At 55.1% G+C, this 20,396-nt stretch carries 17 protein-coding genes; 6 read left to right on the top strand and 11 right to left on the bottom strand.

From position 1 onward, the window contains the following. Positions 1-13: 13 nt before the first annotated feature. The 8 genes from FFI61_RS00335 to FFI61_RS00300 all read right to left on the bottom strand — a co-directional run bounded on the left by FFI61_RS00335 (position 14) and on the right by FFI61_RS00300 (position 10,439). Entirely contained in the window at positions 14-415 is a 402-nt protein-coding gene (locus tag FFI61_RS00335; protein ID WP_200202830.1) for a ribonucleotide reductase subunit alpha, read from the bottom strand. Positions 416-438: 23 nt separating this feature from the next. Next, the gene (locus tag FFI61_RS00330; RefSeq protein WP_200202831.1) at positions 439-1,188 is read right to left on the bottom strand and encodes a Crp/Fnr family transcriptional regulator; all 750 of its coding nucleotides are present in this window, start codon (positions 1,186-1,188) and stop codon (positions 439-441) included. A 179-nt stretch (positions 1,189-1,367) separates the two neighbouring features. After that, a complete protein-coding gene (locus FFI61_RS00325; RefSeq protein ID WP_200368881.1) occupies positions 1,368-2,174 on the bottom strand; it encodes a peptidylprolyl isomerase in 807 nt (268 codons plus the stop codon). Between the two features lie 92 nt (positions 2,175-2,266). Continuing rightward, the gene (narI, locus tag FFI61_RS00320; RefSeq protein ID WP_200369575.1) at positions 2,267-2,944 is read right to left on the bottom strand and encodes a respiratory nitrate reductase subunit gamma; all 678 of its coding nucleotides are present in this window, start codon (positions 2,942-2,944) and stop codon (positions 2,267-2,269) included. Positions 2,945-2,967: 23 nt separating this feature from the next. Beyond that, positions 2,968-3,720 (bottom strand): nitrate reductase molybdenum cofactor assembly chaperone, encoded by a 753-nt coding sequence (gene narJ / locus FFI61_RS00315; RefSeq protein WP_200368880.1) that lies wholly within the window; start codon positions 3,718-3,720, stop codon positions 2,968-2,970. 9 nt (positions 3,721-3,729) lie between these two features. Beyond that, entirely contained in the window at positions 3,730-5,301 is a 1,572-nt protein-coding gene (gene narH / locus FFI61_RS00310; RefSeq protein WP_200368879.1) for a nitrate reductase subunit beta, read from the bottom strand. After that, complete coding sequence (locus FFI61_RS00305) at positions 5,298-9,041, bottom strand: nitrate reductase subunit alpha (protein WP_200368878.1); 3,744 nt, start codon at positions 9,039-9,041, stop codon at positions 5,298-5,300. The genes narH and FFI61_RS00305 overlap by 4 nt, the downstream gene beginning before the upstream one ends. 129 nt (positions 9,042-9,170) lie before the next feature. Next, positions 9,171-10,439: an MFS transporter gene (locus tag FFI61_RS00300; RefSeq protein ID WP_200368877.1), complete on the bottom strand. Its 1,269-nt coding sequence runs from the start codon at positions 10,437-10,439 to the stop codon at positions 9,171-9,173. A 155-nt stretch (positions 10,440-10,594) separates the two neighbouring features. On the opposite strand from FFI61_RS00300, the gene FFI61_RS00295 reads away from it, so the two are divergent. The 5 genes from FFI61_RS00295 to FFI61_RS00275 all read left to right on the top strand — a co-directional run bounded on the left by FFI61_RS00295 (position 10,595) and on the right by FFI61_RS00275 (position 15,070). Then, positions 10,595-12,454: a histidine kinase gene (locus FFI61_RS00295; protein WP_200368876.1), complete on the top strand. Its 1,860-nt coding sequence runs from the start codon at positions 10,595-10,597 to the stop codon at positions 12,452-12,454. 65 nt (positions 12,455-12,519) lie between these two features. Beyond that, positions 12,520-13,191, top strand: a complete 672-nt coding sequence (gene narL, locus FFI61_RS00290) for a two-component system response regulator NarL (protein WP_200368875.1) — start codon at positions 12,520-12,522, stop codon at positions 13,189-13,191. Positions 13,192-13,261: 70 nt separating this feature from the next. Further along, complete coding sequence (gene ubiT, locus FFI61_RS00285) at positions 13,262-13,756, top strand: ubiquinone anaerobic biosynthesis accessory factor UbiT (RefSeq protein ID WP_200202839.1); 495 nt, start codon at positions 13,262-13,264, stop codon at positions 13,754-13,756. A gap of 103 nt (positions 13,757-13,859) precedes the next feature. Next, positions 13,860-14,333: a hypothetical protein gene (locus tag FFI61_RS00280; protein WP_227714525.1), complete on the top strand. Its 474-nt coding sequence runs from the start codon at positions 13,860-13,862 to the stop codon at positions 14,331-14,333. A 35-nt stretch (positions 14,334-14,368) separates the two neighbouring features. Further along, positions 14,369-15,070 carry an MOSC domain-containing protein gene (locus FFI61_RS00275; protein WP_200202840.1) on the top strand — a complete coding sequence of 234 codons (702 nt, stop codon included), beginning with the start codon at positions 14,369-14,371 and terminating at the stop codon, positions 15,068-15,070. 15 nt (positions 15,071-15,085) lie between these two features. Here the strand turns inward: FFI61_RS00275 and selD are convergent, their stop codons facing one another. The 3 genes from selD to ubiU are packed head-to-tail and all read right to left on the bottom strand — an operon-like array spanning position 15,086 to position 18,053. Beyond that, positions 15,086-16,123, bottom strand: coding sequence for a selenide, water dikinase SelD (gene selD / locus FFI61_RS00270; protein ID WP_200368874.1), 1,038 nt, complete (start codon positions 16,121-16,123; stop codon positions 15,086-15,088). Between the two features lie 18 nt (positions 16,124-16,141). Continuing rightward, the gene (locus FFI61_RS00265) at positions 16,142-17,044 is read right to left on the bottom strand and encodes a U32 family peptidase (RefSeq protein WP_200368873.1); all 903 of its coding nucleotides are present in this window, start codon (positions 17,042-17,044) and stop codon (positions 16,142-16,144) included. Positions 17,045-17,057: 13 nt separating this feature from the next. Further along, the gene (ubiU, locus tag FFI61_RS00260; RefSeq protein ID WP_200368872.1) at positions 17,058-18,053 is read right to left on the bottom strand and encodes a ubiquinone anaerobic biosynthesis protein UbiU; all 996 of its coding nucleotides are present in this window, start codon (positions 18,051-18,053) and stop codon (positions 17,058-17,060) included. 292 nt (positions 18,054-18,345) lie between these two features. On the opposite strand from ubiU, the gene FFI61_RS00255 reads away from it, so the two are divergent. Next, positions 18,346-20,373, top strand: a complete 2,028-nt coding sequence (locus tag FFI61_RS00255) for a methyl-accepting chemotaxis protein (protein WP_227714524.1) — start codon at positions 18,346-18,348, stop codon at positions 20,371-20,373. The last annotated feature ends 23 nt before the right edge of the window (positions 20,374-20,396 follow it).

Raw genomic sequence — 20,396 nt, 5'->3', positions numbered from 1 at the left:
ACAACGAGTCAGATCAACCGAGGCTAACCGCGTTCCCACTCTTATCCAACGGAAGGTAATTGCTGACATGTCCCAAACGAATAGACTCAACCATCATGGTCAGTGGCTGCTGGGCTTCATCGGTAGATGGAGGTGTGCCCCCTCTGCCCGACATGGCCGCAACGAATACCACGTCCCATGACTGGCCCGTGCCTTCCGACTCTTCAACCAGTGCTGCAAACTCCAAAACCTCTTCCAGTGCTTTGTCTACGCAGATAACAGGCGTAAGCGCGCCGCCCTCGCCTCGCTCGAACGCGGCTTTTTCGTCTGCAGATGCATCATCTGGCAGTTCCGCCCGACAAAAAACAAACAAAAGGCGCTGGGGCTCGTGTTCGCTTTTTGCTGTTTTGATCAAATCACTGTAACTGCTAATCATGAAGACAATATCCTTTCGATTTTCTACTGACTGATTTCGATCAATCGCTTGGGGTCGGAGATAAACAGTTTGCTCCGGTTTACGCGCACCAGTCCGTTGGACTTCAAATCTGCCAAAATCCGCGAAAAGGTTTCCGGTTGCATGGCAAGCCTGGACGCAACCAGACACTTTGGCAAAGGCAATTCCACCTCTCCCCCCTCGGAAACACCATTGGGCAGCAAGTCGATCAGGTATCGGATCAAACGATCACGGGCGTTTTGAACCGTCATAATCTCAAGATCGTGAAACCGGGAAACAGCGCGCTTGGCGTAGTGACGCAGGGCTGCATTGGCATACTCCGGCTTGCTCTCAAGCAGGTCCTGATAGGCTTTCACCGGAATCATCAGAACTTCACTGGATTTCAATGCCTCAGCGTAGCAGGCATAGCGGGCCGGATCGGCATAAATCATCACTTCTGCAAAGCAGTCGCCAGGGGCAATGCTGTCAAGAGTGCGGTCAATGCCGGAGGAATCCAGCCGATACAAGCGCAAGCGCCCGGATACCACAAAGAAGAAATGGTGGGCCGGCATATCCTGCCGGTAAAGCAGTTGGTGGTGCCCCAGGCGAAGGCGGCGGGATTGCAGTACGAGATTTTCAAAGTCTTCGTCGCTGAGCGTGTTAAACAGGGCGTGGCTGCGCATTGGCTGCAGTCCACTTTCACCGCTGGTGAACTCATTGACCGCCAACACAACAGGTTTGGCGTAGCGGGTTTGTGCAGATTGCGCAGCTATCATTGATTTATCCCCTTTCAAATCATGCATTCAAAATCATGTTTTAGATAATAGGAGGATACTCCTGAAAAATCGCTCCCCCCATGGGGGTAGTATCACGGATACTTGGCAATAATTGACTTAACGCAATATTTCGCATTGCTACCTATTTTCCAGAAAAACGCCCGTGTTCATGTTTTTAATTACTGCATCAAGGGTGAGTCAGGCAGCTCAAGGTCCACACCCTCAACGCCAGTCTCGACGGCCAGAACCTGCAAATACTGGCGAAACGCACGGCGGGTCACACTTTCACTGAGGTACTGACGAATTTGCGGTTTTACATGCTCGTACGGCAGCTGTTCGCCATCAATACGTTGATCGACTCTCACAATGTGCCAGCCGTACCGGCTTTCGATCAATTCCGGGTTCAGGCCCTCTTTGAGCGTCAGTACTGGCCGCTCAAACTCTTCTACGGTCTGCCCCTTGCTTATCTGCCCGAGGCTACCACCCTGGTGACGGGATTCACACGCAGAGTACTGCTTGGCCAGCGGCGCAAACTGGGCGCGGCCTTCGATCAGCGAAGTCAGTAACTGCTGCCCGATTTCTTCCTGACGCATACGCTCCTGCACATCGTCCGGCGCTGCAGCCAGCAGTATGTGGCTCACTGCCATCAGGGTCGGGCTACGGAAGCGCCCGGGATTGGCTGCATGGAAGCGCTCACAGTCGGCTTCGCTGGGTTCCGGCACATCCAGTTCCTGCTCCAGCACCCGGGCAATCATGGCCTCTTCATCCAGCTCTTCTGGTAGCTTCAGCGTTTGGGCCTGCTGTAACAGAAGTTCGCGAATAACAAGACTCTTGGCAGCTTCGTGCCAGGCTTCGGCAACTTCTTCTGCCGGGTGGTGCTGCATTTCCCTGGCAATATCCTCTTCAGATATCAGGGTTTCACCCACATACACTGGCGGAAACTGGTTTCTGGGTTTTTCGGGTTCACCGGTGGGGATAAGTTGCATGGTAGGTCTCCGTATATGTTTTCAGTGGGGCTACCCCCTCTCCCCCAGCCCCTCTCCCGCGAGGGGAGAGGGGAGAGGAAGCGCTTTATCTCTTACGCCCGCTTGCGCACAACCTGGTATTTCCGGCCGAAGTACTCCAGCGGCACACTCAACATGTGCACCAGACGGGTGAACGGGAAGAGTACAAAGATCGTCAAGCCCAGGAACATATGAAGCTTGTAAATCCAATGTACGCCAGCCACGTAGTCTGCAGCGCCACCCTGGAAGGTGAATATTGCCTGCGCCCAGCCTGCCAGTTGCAGCATGGTGCCGCCATCAAGGTGGCCCAGTGTCGGGAAGATAGTCAACAAACCCAGCACAACCTGAACGACCAGTATGATGATGATCATGTTGTCAGCGAAGGTACTGCTGGCCTTGACCCTGGGATCGGTCAGCCGGCGATAGGCCAGCATGGCGCCCCCTACCAGGCACATCACACCTGCAATACCGCCAACCACAATTGCCAACACCTGTTTGGTGCCTGCGGTCATGAACGGCTCGTACATAAAGTGCGGAGTTAACAGGCCAACCAGGTGGCCAAAGAAAATCACCAATATGCCCACGTGGAATAGCACGCTGGCCATTACCATGTTTTTCTTGCTCAACATCTGGGTGGAGTGAGCCTTCCAGGTGAACTGGCCGTGGTCATACCGCGCCCAGGTACCTACAACCATCACTACCAGAGCGATGTACGGATAAATTCCGAAAAGCAGTGTATTCAGATAAGACATCATCTTGGTCTCCTCTTGCGCCTTCAGGCGTCTCTCGCGGCAGCACGCGCCTGAGCGGGCGTTACATCCGTCATCAGATGATCACTGAGGTGAATGGTTTGGGTCTGCTCCATCTCACGGCGGCGCTGGCCAACAACACCACCTGTATTGCAGGAACTGCCCTGGTCATCCACAAACTTCACCATTTCTTCTTCCCAGACCTTGTCCAGCGCTTCCGCTGTATCGTCACGCTCTTCCGAGGCCACGAGTTGTGCCAGTTCCTGACGGTCTGTTTTACGTCCGGACAGTTCCAGCAACGAGTCCATGGCTACGTGATACATACTTTCGCGCTGATACAGACGTTCGCCCAGAAGACCCAGAATGTGGTGGATGTCTTCCAGCCAGTTCTGGATTTCTTCCCAAGGCCGCGTCGACAGATACTCCAGAAACAGCGGAAGGTAATCCGGCAATTCCTTGGCATCGATTTCCAGCCCGTTGGCGCGATATTGCTCCATCAGATCAACCATCGCCTGGCCACGGTCACGGGATTCTCCGTGCACGTGCTCAAACAACAACAGCGAGGTGGCGCGGCCCTTATCGAAGGTGCCCGTATAGGCTTCTTCAAGGTCCAGCAGATTACCCTCACACAAGCGGTCAATACACTCGAGCAATTGCTCCTTGTTTTTCCGTGGCAGCCTGCTGTCCTCCAGGACAGCAGCAACCATGGCGTCTTTGGAGGCCTGAAGTTCAGCGGAGGGATACTCCAGAATTCGTGCCAGTACTTTCAATAATTTCATGCGGCCTCCTTACTTCTGCAGCTGTTTGGGGTCGACTTGCTTCACCGTGGTCAGCTTCTGCACCATGGAGGTAGTGTTTTTACGACCACCAAACATGCTGAATTCACTGTCACCACCGCTGCAACCGTCGCCGAAGCTGAAGCCGCAACCACCGCGCTCACCGTGTGCATCCGGGAAGGCTTCCTTCGCCAGTTCACGATGGCTGGTGGGAATCACGAAACGGTCCTCGTAATCCGCAATAGCCAGATAACGGTACATTTCATCGGCTTGAGCCTTGGTCAGGCCGACCTCCTCCAATGCACGCAGATCTTCAACGCCATCGACGGTTTCTGCGCGCTTGTACAGGCGCATGGCCATGATGCGCTTGAGCGCACGCACTATCGGCTTCTCGTCACCCGCGGTAAGCAGGTTGGCCAGATACTTCACCGGGATACGCAGGCTTTCGATCTTCGGCAGTATGCCGTCAAACTCAACCTTGCCAGCTTCAGCTGCAGACTGGATCGGGCTTAGTGGCGGAACGTACCAAACCATCGGCAGAGTGCGGTATTCCGGGTGCAGTGGCAGAGCCAGCTTCCAGTCCACTGCCATCTTGTATACCGGGCTGCGCTGAGCCGCCTGGATTACGTTCATTGGTATGCCGTCTTTCGTGGCCTGCTCAATGACTTTCGGATCGTTCGGATCCAGGAAGATCTCAAGCTGCTTTTCGTAAAGCTCATGCTCGCCCGGAGTGCTGGCCACTTCTTCAATGCGGTCGGCATCGTAAAGCAGCACACCCAGGTAGCGAATACGGCCTACGCAGGTCTCGGAGCACACGGTCGGCATACCAGCTTCAATCCGCGGGTAGCAGAAAATGCACTTTTCAGACTTACCGGTTTTCCAGTTGAAGTAGATCTTCTTGTACGGGCAGCCGGATACACACATCCGCCAGCCACGGCACTTGTCCTGATCGATCAGTACGATGCCGTCTTCTTCCCGCTTGTAGATAGCGCCACTTGGGCAGCTTGCCACACAGGTAGGGTTCAGACAGTGCTCGCACAGACGCGGCAGATACATCATGAATGTGCTTTCAAACTGACCGTAAATGTCGGCTTGAATCTGGTCGAAGTTTTTATCCTTACGACGCTTGGCAAATTCAGTACCCAGGATTTCTTCCCAGTTCGGGCCCCACTCGATTTTCTGCATGCGCTTGCCGGAGATCAGCGAACGTGGCCGTGCAACCGGCTGGTGCTTGCTGTCGCCTGCGGTGTGCAGGTGCTGATAATCGAAATCAAACGGCTCGTAGTAATCGTCAATTTCCGGCAGGTCCGGGTTAGCGAAAATGTTCGCCAGTACCCGGAACTTACCGCCAATGCGCGGGCGGATTTTGCCACTGGCATCACGCATCCAGCCGCCTTTCCACTTGTCCTGGTTTTCCCACTCTTTCGGGTAACCAATGCCGGGTTTGGTTTCTACGTTGTTGAACCAGGCGTATTCCATGCCTTCACGACTGGTCCACACGTTTTTACAAGTCACTGAACAGGTATGGCAACCGATGCACTTGTCCAGGTTCAGCACCATGCCTACTTGGGAACGGATCTTCATTTTACAGCCTCCTGAACAGTGTCGTTGCCTTCGCCGTCAAGCCAATCAACGTTTTTCATTTTGCGCACCACCACAAACTCGTCGCGGTTGGAACCCACGGTTCCGTAGTAGTTAAAGCCGTAAGAGAACTGCGCGTAGCCACCAATCATATGAGTGGGCTTCGGGCAGGCCCGGGTTACTGAGTTGTGGATACCGCCGCGGGTACCGGTAACTTCAGAGCCCGGAATGTTCACAATCCGCTCCTGAGCGTGGTACATCATCATCATGCCCGGCATAACCCGCTGGCTCACCACCGCCCGGGCTGCAATAGCACCGTTGGCGTTGAACACTTCTACCCAGTCGTTGTCTTCCACACCCACATCGCGGGCATCGTCTTCACTCAGCCACACAATGGGGCCACCGCGAGACAGGGTAAGCATCATCAGGTTATCGCTGTATGTGCTGTGAATGCCCCACTTCTGGTGCGGCGTCAGGAAGTTCAACGCTTTCTCAGGGTTGCCGTTAGGCTTGGCATTCAGCAGAGGTGCAGCCGCTTTGGTATTGATGGGCGGACGGTACACCAGCAAGCTTTCACCAAAGGCACGCATCCACTCGTGATCCAGGTAGAACTGCTGACGGCCTGTCAGCGTGCGCCAGGGGATCAGCTCATGCACGTTGGTGTAACCAGCGTTGTAGGACACGTGATCGTCTTCCAGACCAGACCATGTGGGGCTGGAGATGATCTTGCGCGGCTGAGCGACTATGTCGCGGAAACGAATCGCCTCGTGCTCCTTGCCCACCGCCAGGTGGCTGTGGTCCAGACCGGTAAACTCCGACAACGCAGCCCAGGCTTTAACCGCCACATGGCCGTTGGTTTCCGGAGCCAGCGTCAGAATCACTTCTGCTGCATCAATGGCACTTTCAATTTTCGGACGGCCTGCGTTCGCTCCGTCGATGTGCTTGTAGTTCAGCTCACCCAGGAACTTCACTTCTTTTTCGGTGTTCCAGTTAATCCCCTTACCGCCGTTACCCAGCTTGTCCATCAAAGGCCCAAGGGAGGTAAAGCGCGCGTAGGTATTCGGGTAATCCCGCTCCACGGTGATGAAACTCGGCGCTGTTTTGCCCGGAATCAGCTCACACTCGCCTTTTTTCCAGTCTTTAACATCGAACGGCTGGCCCAGCTCGGCTGCGGCATCGTGCATCAGCGGCAGGGTAACCACGTCTTTCTCAACACCCAGATGGCCTTCCGCCGCCTTGGAGAAGGACTTGGCGATGCCTTTGTAGATTTCCCAGTCACTGCGGGATTCCCACGCGGGATCGGTCGCAGCGGTCAGCGGGTGGATGAACGGGTGCATATCTGATGTGTTCAGATCGTTCTTTTCGTACCAGGTAGCGGTAGGCAGAACTATGTCTGAATACAGGCAGGTGGTAGACATGCGGAAGTCGAGTGTAACCAACAGGTCCAGCTTGCCTTCAGGAGCCTCGTCACGCCACTTCACTTCCTCTGGCTTCATGCCGCCATTGTGTCCGAGATCTTTGCCCTGCAGCCCACTGGTGGTACCCAGCAGGTACTTGAGCATGTACTCGTGACCCTTACCGGAAGAGCCCAGCAGGTTGGAGCGCCAGATAAACATGTTGCGCGGGTGGTTCTCAGGCGCTTCCGGATCTTCCGATGCAAAGGCCAGTGAACCGTCCTTCATGGACTGCGTCACGTAGGCAGGCACATCCATACCGGCTTTTTCAGCTTCTGCTGCTATGGTCAGCGGGTTGCGATTAAGCTGTGGCGCAGATGGCAACCACCCCATGCGCTCGGCACGCACGTTGTAGTCGATCAGGCTTCCACCGAACTTGGACTTGTCGGCCAGAGGCGACAGAATCTCGCTCACATCCAGCTTCTCGTAGCGCCACTGCCCGGAATGGGCGTAGAAGAACGAGGTACCGTTCATCTGACGTGGTGGACGCTGCCAATCCAGACCAAATGCCAGCGGCTGCCAGCCAGTCTGCGGGCGCAGCTTTTCCTGGCCTACGTAGTGAGCCCAGCCACCACCGCTCTGGCCGATACAGCCACACATAACCAACATGTTGATTAGCGCGCGGTAGTTCATGTCCATGTGATACCAGTGGTTCATACCGGCACCAACAATGATCATGGAACGGCCTTTGGTTTTATGGGCGTTCTCACCAAATTCACGGGCAATACGAATCACTTTTTCAGCGGGTACGCCGGTGATCTTCTCCTGCCAGGCCGGAGTGTACGGCTTGATTTCATCGTAGGAGGTTGCGCCGTCGTCTTCGCCCAAGCCACGGCTGATGCCGTAGTTGGCCATCATCAGGTCGTACACGGTAACCACGAGAGCTTCGCCACCATCGGCCAACTCTATTTTGCGGCTACCCAACTTGTGAGTCAGAGTGTCGCTGATTTCAACGGACTTGAAGTGGTCATGCTTGATGCCGCCAAAGTACGGGAAAGCTACATCAACCACTTCGTCATGCTTTTCAACCAGGGACAGTTGCAGGCTGACATCTTCAGTTTTGGCAGTTTGCTTCAGGTTCCACTTGCCCTTTTCGCCCCAGCGATAGCCGATAGAGCCGTTAGGCGCGGTCAGCTGGTTGCTGGCTTCATCAATGGCAATGGTTTTCCACTCGGGGTTGTTCTCTTCACCCAGACCACCCACCAGATCACTGGCGCGCAGGAACCGGCCAGGTACGTAACGGCCATCTTCCATTTTGTCGAGCTTTACCAGGTACGGCATGTCGGTGTAGCGACGCACGTAATCGGTGAAATACTCACTGGGGTTGTCGAGGTGGAACTCTTTGAGGATGACATGCCCCATAGCTATACCCAGAGCCGCATCTGTACCCTGCTTGGGATTCAGCCACTCATCAGACAGCTTGGAGACTTCGGCGTAATCCGGAGTAATGGCAACAGTTTTGGTGCCCTTGTAGCGCACTTCGGTAAAGAAGTGGGCGTCCGGAGTACGGGTTTGAGGCACGTTGGAACCCCAGGCAATGATGTAGCCCGAGTTGTACCAGTCTGCAGATTCAGGAACGTCGGTCTGCTCACCCCACACTTGCGGAGAAGCCGGCGGCAAATCGCAGTACCAGTCATAGAAACTCAAACACACGCCGCCGATCATCGACAGATAACGACTACCGGCCGCGTAGGAAACCATCGACATGGCAGGAATTGGAGAGAAGCCAATAATACGATCCGGGCCAACCTTCTTGGCCGTGTAAACGTTTGCTGCGCCAATCAGTTCGTTAACTTCGTCCCAGCTGGAACGCACAAATCCGCCCATACCACGACGGGGTTTGTACTCTGCAGTTTTTTTCGGGTCTTCAACAATGGACGCCCAGGCTTCAACCGGGTCATTGAACTGCATGCGTGCCGCACGCCAAAGCTTCATCAGATGCTTGCGCATCAGTGGGTACTTCAGACGGTTAGCGCTGTACATGTACCAGGAATAACTGGCACCACGAGGGCAACCACGGGGCTCATGGTTAGGCAGGTCCGGACGGGTGCGGGGGTAGTCGGTTTGCTGGGTTTCCCAGGTCACCAATCCATTCTTGACGTAGATCTTCCAGCTACAGGAGCCTGTGCAGTTTACGCCGTGGGTGGAGCGAACGATTTTATCGTGCTGCCAACGTTGGCGGTAGCTGTCTTCCCAGTCGCGGTTTACGTCGTGGGTTTCGCCGTGGCCGTTCGCGAAGGACTCGCGCTTTTTACTGAAGTAGCTCAGCTTATCGATCAAATGACTCATGGTCTCTCTCTCCATCAACCCGTCTGCGGATCGTTTTTCCGAATTGGAACCATTGTGTGGGAGAAAAACCCTGAAATCTGCGTGGTTACTACTACATAACCCTGCTCTACCACCGAGGAGGTATAGCTGCTATATCCCCGGATGGAGAAGTGCGTTACGTTCGTGGCGGCGGTTAAAGCGGGCAAACATGAATTGGCAAACACAAAGCAGAACAAACACGATCATGAATACGGCACTGCGAACCCCCAACCAGTGGTTCACCGCACCAAAAATAACCGGCAACAAAAAAGCCACTGAGCAGGCGCCGACCAGCAGTAATCCGGCAACAAATGCAGCATTCTGGCGACTCTCAATAATCACCATTCTCTGCAAACTGCCCATGGCACTTCCAAGCGCCACTCCGAGCACCACCACAAAGATTCTTTCAATATTCATGGGTAGCGCAAACTCAACCCTGATGGTTGCCTCCACACCTCGAATGAATAGCGTCATGGGCGGGTAAGACAACACCACCAGTGCTACCAGGCCAATAAAGAGCGACCGGCTAATAACGTTAGGGCTGCCATAGCGATCAGACAGCCCCCCGCCCAGAATCTGCGCCAGAGCCCCCGGTATGATGAACCACTGCGCCAGCCTGGCACCCGACCCGGCCTGAAGCCCAAACTGTGAGGAAAGGTAATCCGGAAGCCACAAAGCCAACGCAAAAAAACTTCCGGCTACCACACCAAAATAGGCGACCAGCTGCCACATCCCCTGCTGATTGAGGTACCGGAACAACACTTTCAGGGAGGTTTCTGTTTGCGGATCTGCAGCCGCGTCCTCCGGATCGGTAAGCAATAGCAACAGAGCCAGCACTAACACGAGCACAATCAGATAAGCCAGAGGAACGCCATGCCAGGAGAAGGCATCATGAAAAAGGGGCACGAGGTAATAGGTAAACCCGGCACCGGTAACGCCAGCACCAAACACCCCCAGGACAAGGCCAAGCCTCATGGGCTGGCAGTTGCTGGTTACAAACTGCAGCCCGGCACTGTAGAACCCACCGGCAAGCCCCAGCCCACCCGCCGCAAGCAGATAACCAATGAAGGTATTTGTGGTAAGCAAAACCACCATGCAGGCCGCAAGCCCGGCAAGACAAATAAGCATTATGCGCCGGGCACCAAATTTCCGGGCGGCGAGCCCAGCGGGTACGGCAAGCAAAGCGCTAACCGCCATTGGCATGGCGAGCAGCAGGCCAAACTGAAGATTGCCAAGGCTGAGTTCGGCTCTCAGATGTATTCCAGCCACCGCAAACAGCGTCCAGCAGCCAGCCGCAATAACAAAGCCTGTTACTGCAAGCGGCAAAACAACGGCAAGTGATGCCAGCCGTCCGTCTTCCTGATCCGCCTCTGACCCCATCCTACAGCGCCTTTTTGAGCCACTATTCACACCGTCTTTCAGTGTCAGCTTTTGCCCTGAGACAGGTCAAAGACTATGATGGGATACCAACCATTGGGGTAATTGACTATCCTCAAGGAGGTATTCAAGCCCGGCGACTGTCAAGATGAGACTGAATGAAATCCAGAAGCCCTCTTGTTAACCGGATTGCTATCGTAGTGTGCGCTGTTGTGCTGACCTCTATTGTCAGCATGGCTACGACGCTGGCGGTTTCAAAAAGCATCGAAGGGAACGCAACTGCTATTAATCTGGCGGGCGCTCTGCGTATGGGTGCGTTCCGGCTGTTGTCTCACGTTGCCAGCCCGGGCGAAGGCGAAGCCAGCGAAAACAGCATTCAGAGCCTGACATCCCGGTACGAACTCGGCCTTAACGACCGCAATATCGTTCGCTCTATTCCTGCTGCTGAAGATCACCCTCTGGCAAAACAGTATCAAACCATCCGCAGCTATTGGGAGCAAACCCTGCGCCCCGGCCTGGAAGCACACCCACAGGGGGCACCTGTGAGCGCCGAGATGCTTCTGGCTACGGAAACCTATGTAAGCTCCGTAAACCAACTCGTCAGCATGCTTGAACGACGCACCGAAGCGCGAATTGGCCTGTTACACCTTATCCAGATCATCAGCCTGGCCTTTTCCATCCTCATTATTGTTGCCCTGTTTGTTGACCTGCGTAACAGAGTGCTTAAACCCCTGCGCAAGCTGGTGAACATTGCGGGGGCTGTTGGTGAGCAAGACTTCACCCAGAAGGCCAACATGAAGGGAAGCGACGAACTGGCACAGCTGGGCAGCGCGTTTGATCAGATGAGCAGCGAACTCGCCCTCACCTATTATGAACTTGAAGAGCGCGCTCGCAGCAAAACCGATGAACTGGAAAAAAGCCATGCGGCCCTCCAATTGCTCCATACTGCCAGCCGCAACCTGTTTGCCAACCATGATCTGTGCAGCGGCGCAGTGCCCATGTTGCAAGAGCTGGAACAGCTCCTGGATATAGGACCAATTCGGCTTTACCTTCACGACAAAGAAGCTGCAGAGCCTGTGCAGGTTGTTACTACCGCCTCAACAGACCGCCCTTTCTATTGCCGTGACCACCACTGCAACGCTTGTCTGGTTACACCGGAAATCTACGACGAGCTTCCGATAGAAGATAACGATGGGCGCAGGTTGCTATTGCCCATACGTACACCCGGCAAACTCCTCGGCACTTTGGAGGTGTGGTACCCTGTAGAAACCGGGCTTTCGGACACCGCTCGGCGCCTGCTGGAAACGCTTAGCGACCAACTGGCAACCGCCATTTTCCTTGAACGTCAGATTAACGAAGAGCAACAGCTCACACTGGCCGAGGAGCGCACCGTCATCGCCCGGGAGCTCCACGATTCTTTGGCACAATCGCTGTCCTATCTGAAAATGCAGGTAGCCCGCATGCGCAGGCTGAACATTGAGGGCGACCAGAAAAACGCCCACGAGGCCATTCTGGACGAGCTGAGCACGGGGCTGAACAGTGCCTATCGCCAGCTAAGGGAATTGCTGGCCACCTTCCGGCTAAAGCTGGACACCCCCGATCTACTCACAGCTCTGCGCAAAACCATTGAGGAGTTTTCAACGCGTTTGGGGAAACCCGTAGGGTTGAATTACAATCTACCTCCCCAAGCCCTGTCGCCCAACGAGGAAATACACACACTGCAAATTGTGCGTGAGGGCCTGGCCAACGCGGTTAAACATGCAGACGCCACAGAAGTTAGCGTGGACATACTATTTGAGTCGCCCCAGGTAAAGGCAAAAATACGAGACAATGGTAAGGGCTTGCCGGAGGACGGTCAGCCAGTCAACCATTACGGGCTGATCATCATGCAGGACCGTGCCCGTACTCTCGGGGGGCAGGTTGTGGTACAAAACCACGAAAGCGGTGGCGTTGAGGTAATCCTGACATTCGTTCCGAAAAGCCGGCACCTGATTCCCACCGAAGCACCGAGCGCCTGAATATCAAAAAAAAGCGGCAATTCACATGAGCCGCCATGCAATCAAGAGAGAGGAAGCGAAGTACCATGCCCGATGTAGCGTCAGACACACCCGCCAGCATATTGCTGATCGACGACCACCCATTGTTGCGCCAAGGCATCAAACAGCTCGTCGAAATGGAAGGGGACATGGTAGTAGCCGGCGAGGCGAGCAATGCCGCCGACGGCATACAGCTGGCAACCGAGCTCGAACCCGACTTGATTCTGATGGACCTCAACATGCCGGAAGTAAGCGGCATTGACGCCCTGAAAAAACTGCGGGAACTGAATGTGAGCTCGCGCATCGTGATGTTTACGGTGTCTGACCAGGAAGATGACGTAGTCGCTGCTCTGCGTGCCGGTGCCGACGGCTACCTTCTGAAAGACATGGAACCGGAAGACATGATTGCCCAGTTGCGCCAGGCGGCCTTGGGGAAGATGGTCATCAGCGACAGGCTGACCACACTGCTTGCTGAGGCCCTGCGCTCCAACAAGCCCCAACAGGCCTCGCGCCCGGACTTCGACAGCCTGACCCCCCGGGAAAAGGACATTCTTCGGCTTATCGCAGAAGGCCTTTCCAACAAGATGATTGGCCGCAAACTGGATATCAGTGACGGCACGGTAAAAGTGCACGTAAAGCACCTGCTTAAAAAGCTCAGTCTGCGCTCCCGGGTAGAGGTCGCCGTATGGGCCGTAGAAGAAGGTCTGCACAAGGGCTGAGCTATATCAAATCAAACACGGTGCATTTTGGTTACTCTGGGCAGTCTGAATTCACTGCCCGGAGTTGATTATGGCCCTGCCCGTGTCTATTACCCTGCCCCTCCCTCCCAAACCACTGATCAGCGATTCTCTGGCATTGCTTTCTGAATATCTCCCATCGCCATTTCCCTTGCTCGGCGCCATTGATCGCTCGATCCCGATTCCCATAAAGCAACTGGTTGCCGAAGCACCTCTGAATCGTTTTTTTGCTGAGGCCATTGCAGATGGTGAATTTGACGATTTTGAAGGTCGCCGTATCCGCCTGGAAGTAAATGGCGGCCACCCCGGGATTACCATCGGGTACTGGGCGGGCAGGCTCCGGGTACTGGACGGCCCGGGCGAAGCTACCATAAGAGGCTCCCTTCTGGCTTTCAAAACCCTCGCGGAGCGCCGGCAAGACCCTGACCAACTATTCTTTCAAAGACGCTTGGTAGTTGAGGGTGATACTGAATTGGGCCTGGGGCTGAAAAATCTGCTGGACAGCCTGGAGTGGGATTTCAAACTCCCGAAGTTGCATTTATTCTGACGCCCTCTGTTACTGGAGCCATATCAAACCCATGCGACCCTGTGCGATGGTTCAACAACAGACACACAGAACCTAAACACAGAATCCTGCACGGATTCACACAGTGAGCGCACGGATGGACAACATTCAAATAATGACCCTGGCTGAAAAACTCAGCCTTACAGCGGCCTTTGTATTCTTTATGACAGGGCTACTGACAGGCATCTGGAAATACTGGTGCATGGCCAATAGTCCGAAGGCCGCAGCGCCCCGGTATGTGGACATAGCCCACCGCAGCTCCCTCATGTACAGCTTCGCGGCCATGTTACTGGGTTGGCTTGCCAGCCACAGTGTGTACCCGGATTGGCTGAACACACTGGCCGCCGTGTGCGCATTGGGCTTTTTTGCCTTTGCTATTGGCACCTATATCATCCATGGTTTTCTGCGGGATACCAGTAACCAGCTACGCAAGCCCCACCGACTGGGAGCCATAAACTTACCGTCCTGGATCGTCCACGGCTTTATGGTGGCATTGATTGTGGCTGAGGTGGGAGGCTCACTGATTTTGGGTAGCGGCGCCATGCTGTCAATCTGGTGATGTGATTCCGATTCGGGAGATTTTGGAGAACCCAAATGGAAAAAAGTGTTGTGATCCGACAGCTCCGAATCGGCAGCCTCAAGACATTGGCCGATACCGCCACCCTCAGCGGTATCTACAAGCAAGAAGTTGGCTCGGCCTACCTCAATACAAACGGCCTGAGCGACGACCACCAAGGTGACAAACACCACCATGGCGGGCCGGAAAAGGCCTTGCATCACTTTGCATCAGAACACTACAACCGGTTACGGCAGTTGCTTCCTGAGCCCGCTTCCGGACATTGCCAACCGGGTGCCTTTGGTGAAAACCTTGTCACCGAAGGGTTTACCGAAACCGATGTCTGTTCCGGCGATGTTTTCAGGATTGGGGAGGCTATTGTTCAGGTATCCCAGCCGCGTCAGCCCTGCTGGCGACTGAATCTGCGCTTTGGCATTCCGGATATGTCCCAGCGACTGCAAAGCAGCCTGAGAACCGGGTGGTATTACCGGGTATTGCAGCCAGGGATCATTCACCGGGGTGACACCCTGACTCTCGACCAACGGCCAAACCCCGAATGGCCTCTGAGCCGGATACTATCGCTGCTGTACGATTCCACACTGGAGCGAACGGCCCTGAAAGACATGGCTGAGCTGAAACAGCTCACCCCTAACCTGCGCGGGCTGGCACAAAAACGGCTGGAAACCGGCAAGGTTGAGGATTGGGAAAGGCGGCTATTTGGGCCGGTGATTAGTGAATAGCTTTCTGGCTACTCACTACTCACTAATCGCTATCGTTTGTTCCTGAGCGCCCGCTGCATGCAACTCCCCTATGGGCATTAGCGTCAAACCCAGATCCCGGGCACGACTCTCAAAAGCCGGTGACTCCGCCGGGGCCACAGTAACAAGCAGCCCACCACTGGTTTGAGGGTCACAGAATATCAGGGTGTCTGCATCGGCCATGTCGGCAATTTCCCCGGCAAAGGCCGCAGCATTGCGATAGGTGCCGCCCGGGATACAACCCTCTTCAATGTAGCGCTGTACATTCGGCAGAACCGGTACCGCCTTGCGATTGATACGAGCGCACAGGTTGCTGCCACGGCAAACTTCCAACAAGTGACCGGCAAGCCCGAACCCTGTGACATCGGTCATCGCGCTTACGCCAGCCAGCTCCGCAAAAACCTCGCCGGCTTTGTTCAGGGTCGCCATGGTTTCAACGGCTGTGGCCAAATCCGCCGGAGTAATCCGCTCCTTCTTCAAGGCGCTGGTCAGAATGCCCACACCCAGGGGCTTGGTGAGGTACAACAAATCCCCTGTTTGAGCCGTGTTGTTGCGAATAATGCGGTTTGTGGCCACCTGCCCGGTCACCGCAAGCCCGAAGATAGGCTCCGGCGAGTCGATGCTATGACCTCCCGCCAGGGTGATGCCGGCCTCGGCACAGACGGCTCGAGCGCCGTCGATCACCTGCCCGGCAATCTCCGGTGCCAATGTGGCCACCGGCCACCCTAAAATGGCAATGGCCATGATCGGGCGCCCTCCCATGGCGTAAACGTCGCTGATGGCATTGGCAGCGGCAATGCGGCCAAAATCGTAGGGCTCATCCACCACAGGCATAAAGAAATCCGTGGTGCTGATAATCCCTGTGCCATTACCAATATCCGCAACAGCTGCATCATCCCGACTCTCGTTACCCACCAGCAGCCGGGCATCGGGCCGCTCCGGAACCTTGGTGTGAAGAATCCGGTCAAGTACATCGGGGGCAATCTTGCAGCCGCAGCCAGCACCGTGGCTGAACTTGGTCAATCTGACGCTCAAATGATCTACCCCTTATCGTTAAAGGCTGGAGGATGAGACCTGGTCCATGCCTGGCTTGCCGTACCAGTACCCATTACAAGGTGGCGCTTCTACCAGCTGTAATGGGTCGGTCGCGGGTATCTCTCCGCGGCGAACCTGATCAAAACGGCGAACAACCTCTTCCATACCCTCGTGTTCCGGGCTCAGACGCACAGTCGCCACACCCATTCGCTCCATGCCCGGCATTTCCCGCATCAGGTCGTAGCGCGAGCCAGACAAGGTGGAGGTCCCGTTCAGGCGAAACAGCTCCTGGGATTCCCGGGAGCGCAACTCCAACCCATCCGGGTGCTGCAGACAGCGAAATTCGCAATTATCTTTAGGCAGATTGTAGTGCCTGGCAGTAAAGCAGCGGGATGACCAGGCCAGAGGCAGAAAGCCCCAGGCAAAGACTTCCGCGGGCAAATCCAGCCCTTCCGCTTTTAGCTCGGCAATCAATTGCTGCAAGGTGTCCTGGCCCAACTCGACGGGCAAGCTCCACCCCTTCAGCCCCTGCTTTGCCAATAGCTTAAGGGTTGCGCTGTTGTAGATGTTCATCGAAGGGCCGGTCACAAACGGCAGATTGTTCTGGGTGGCCAGTTGCAGTGCACTTTGATCGTTTGCCTCGATCAGATAGTCCTGCTGGCTACAAATTTTGCGCAACGCCCGCAGGTCTGCCTCCGATTCGATCAGGGTTTGTGTAGAAAGCACCACTTGCTTACCAGACTCCTTGAGCACACCGGCAATCTCCAGCCAATCAGCCAGCCTCAGCTCGCGGCGGCGGGAACAGACGGTTTCCCCCAGGTACACAGTATCAACCGGCCATTCAGCGGCATTGGCGTAAAAATCAAACACGGACTGCTTGGACCAGAACCAGAGGATCGGGCCCAGAGAAAGTTTCATCATGGGTTGCTCAGCCTTATTTCCATTTGCGGTGGTAGGCGCCGATGGTGGTCAAGCCACCTTCCGACAAACCCGCCAAGGTGCTATTCCAGGCGGGGTCCACATGGAAGTCCCCATTGCCCGAGCCCAGCCTGTCCAGCGCTTGTCGCCAGGTGCGAGCTACGTCCGCAATATAAGACGGGCTACGCTGGCGGCCTTCAATTTTCACTGCACTGACGCCCAGCTTTTTCAGCTCTGGCAGCAAATCCAGGGTATTAAGGCTAACCGGCTCCTCAATAGCATGGTAAACGCTGCCCTCCACCTCAAAACGACCTTTGCACAATGTTGGGTAGCCCGCAGATTCGCCTTTGCCATAGCGATCAATCAGCACGTCGTTAAGACGGGATTCCAGACCGTTCGGGGTTTCCTGCCAGCGCACAGCCTTGGCCGGTGAGCAGGCACCACGGGTATTAGGGGATTCGTCGGTAAGGTAGGAGGACAGGTAGCACCGCCCCTCTGCCATGATGCACAAGCTGCCAAAGGCAAACACTTCCAGCTCTACCGGGCTGTGTTTTGCGACACCGCGTACCTGATCTATAGACAGCACGCGAGGCAACACGGCGCGGCGGATATCAAAATTGTCCTTATAGAAGCGCAGGGCCTCGTAACTGGTGGCCGAGCCCTGCACCGAAAGGTGCCGGTGTACCTGCGGGTGTTTGTTGGCGGCATACTCCAACAGCCCCATATCGGCCAGGATAATCGCATCCACGCCCAAGGCGGCAGCACGGTCAACGGCAAACTTCCAGGTTTCCCAGCCGTCCGGCTGCGGGTAGGTGTTGATGGCACAGAACACTCTCGCGCCTTTGCTGTGGGCGTACTCAATCCCCTCACCTGCACGCTTGTCGTTAAAGTTGAGTCCTGCAAACTGGCGGGCATTGGTGCTGTCTTTGAACCCGAGATACACCGCATCGGCGCCGTTATCCATCGCTGCTTTCAATGCCGGCAAGCTACCGGCCGGACAAACAAGTTCCATGGACACTCCCCCTGTAAAGTTTGCAAAGACCATACGCGGGAGGGACTTCCGGGGCATTGACCTTTATCAGCAGAATCAAAGATACCCGGAACGACCACTGCGCCTACTCACCAAGAGGTACTCCACGCACCATTACGTATTGCCGGATATTCCTTCGTGATATCTGGCACTTAACATTAAAAAACATAGAGTTACCTGCATATACCTACCCCCAAAATACCTCGTATCGCCAATGGTGAGAGCGACTACACTTGATCACAATAGGCGCCATTCACACACAAGGGTGATCCCGATGAAAAACATCATCAACAACTTGTCCATGCGAGGTAAGCTCACCACGCTAGTAGTGCCTGCCTTACTGGTAATCATCTATTTTGCGATCGACAGCATCGCACTGAATGCCGGGCAACTGAGCGATATGCGTCAACTACGCTCCCTGGTCCAGCTCGCGGATATCGGCGACCCTTTGATTGAATCGCTTCAGAAAGAACGTGGGCGCTCTGCCGTTGTGCTTTCGGCCGGCTCAGACAGCGATGCCGCCAAGCGCGCTTTGCAGGAACTGACAAGCCAGCGCAGAGAAACAGACGAGCGCAGAGCTGGCTACAACTCAGGGCTTGCGACCCTCCAGCAGGAAGTCAGCTTTGAGGCTGAACTCACCAGCAGTATTCAGGATGTAGCACAGGGGCTGACTGGCCTTGCGAGCCTTCGCAATCAGGTCGACAGGGGCTCCCTGAGCGGGCTCGAAGCCGGCCAGCAGTACACTCAACTGATTAATGGGTTGATTAGCAGGATCCCACTGATTATTTCCCGCTCAACTGACCCGGCGCTCACCCGCGACATCAATGCATACTATGCTTTGGCCGAAGCTGCGGAAGCAGCAGGTAAAGAGCGGGCAACTGGTGCAGCACTCATAAGTAGCGGCGACTTTGACCTTCCTTCCATTCAGAGAATTGCGGGGTTTGAGGGCCATCAGGAAGCTTTTGTGCGGGAAGCAGGCGCTATGCTTATATCCGAGCCCGAGCTGCTGACGGCATTAAACAACCTTCCATCTTCCGAAGAGAGCCGCAACCTGCAAGAGAAACGGGACACGCTGTTCAGTAGCCCCTCGGGCATGTATGCCCTGGATTCTGCAGAGTGGTTCGATATCACAACTGACCGACTGGGCAACCTCAACGAATTCCGCAAGACCCTGCTGGAGCGAACCTTTTCTGCAGCAGAGGCTGCTGCAGCAAATGCCCGAAATCAGCTGGTTGTGGAATCAGCTATCGCAGCGGCCGCAATTATTATCGTTTTTGCTCTGATATTGCTGATGGTCAGTGTGATTAACCGGCAGGTCAACAGCCTCCTCGAAGGTGTTCGGTTTGCCATGGACAACAAGGACCTGACTCAGAAAATACACATTTCGAGCAAAGATGAAGTGGGCAACATCGGGAGGGCAATTAACGAACTTTTCAGCAGATTTGGCAGCGCTCTTCAGCATATCGACAAGGCCAGTGTGCAGCTTGCAACAGCCACCGAGGAAACCAGCTCAACCGCTAATCAGAATGCCATGCAAACCAAGACTCAACAGGAGCAGATTGAGCAGGTTGCCGCCGCCACTGAAGAAATGTCTGCCACCTCTGAGCAAATCTCCCAGAATACCCAGCAAGTAGCAGATGCCGCCACCAACGTCATGGATCAAAGCCGAACCGGGGAAGAAGTGCTAAAAGGCAGTGTAAGCCGCATTCGTTCGCTGGCCAGCTCTGTTAATGATGTAAACGATGTTATAGAAGAGCTGGAGAACAGGAGCAGCAGCATTGTGGAGGTTGTGGATGTTATCCGAAAGGTCGCAGATCAGACTAACTTACTGGCCTTGAATGCCGCCATTGAGGCTGCCCGAGCAGGCGAGCACGGGCGGGGATTTGCTGTAGTGGCAGATGAGGTTCGAACACTGGCTCGCCAAACTCACGATTCTACTACACAGATTGAAGACATTGTGAACGGTTTCAGGGTGATCACCGAAAATGCCAGCAGATCTATTACTACCAGTCATAAACTGGCCCATGAAACCAGCGAGCAATCTTCGGAGCTGGAACGTGCATTTGCCGCCATTCTCAGCGATGTTAACAACATATCCGGTATGGCCACACAAATAGCCGCTGCATCAGAAGAGCAGGTTGCCGTTACCCGCGAGCTGGCAGGTAGCATGGAAGCCGTCAGCGAGGTAGCCATACTCACACTTACCGGCTCCCAGGAAATATCCCATGTTACCGGCGAACAGGCTCGACTGGCCCGGCAACTTCAGGATCTGGCCAATGAGTTCAAGGTTTCAGTGGCCTGAGGGGGTAAAGGCCAGATAAACAA

It is taken from the genome of Marinobacter sp. DY40_1A1 (genome assembly GCF_016597815.1).
GTDB lineage: Bacteria > Pseudomonadota > Gammaproteobacteria > Pseudomonadales > Oleiphilaceae > Marinobacter > Marinobacter xiaoshiensis.
Note: the sequence above shows the minus strand (reverse complement) of the source record. Positions and strands in the feature narration are given on the sequence as shown.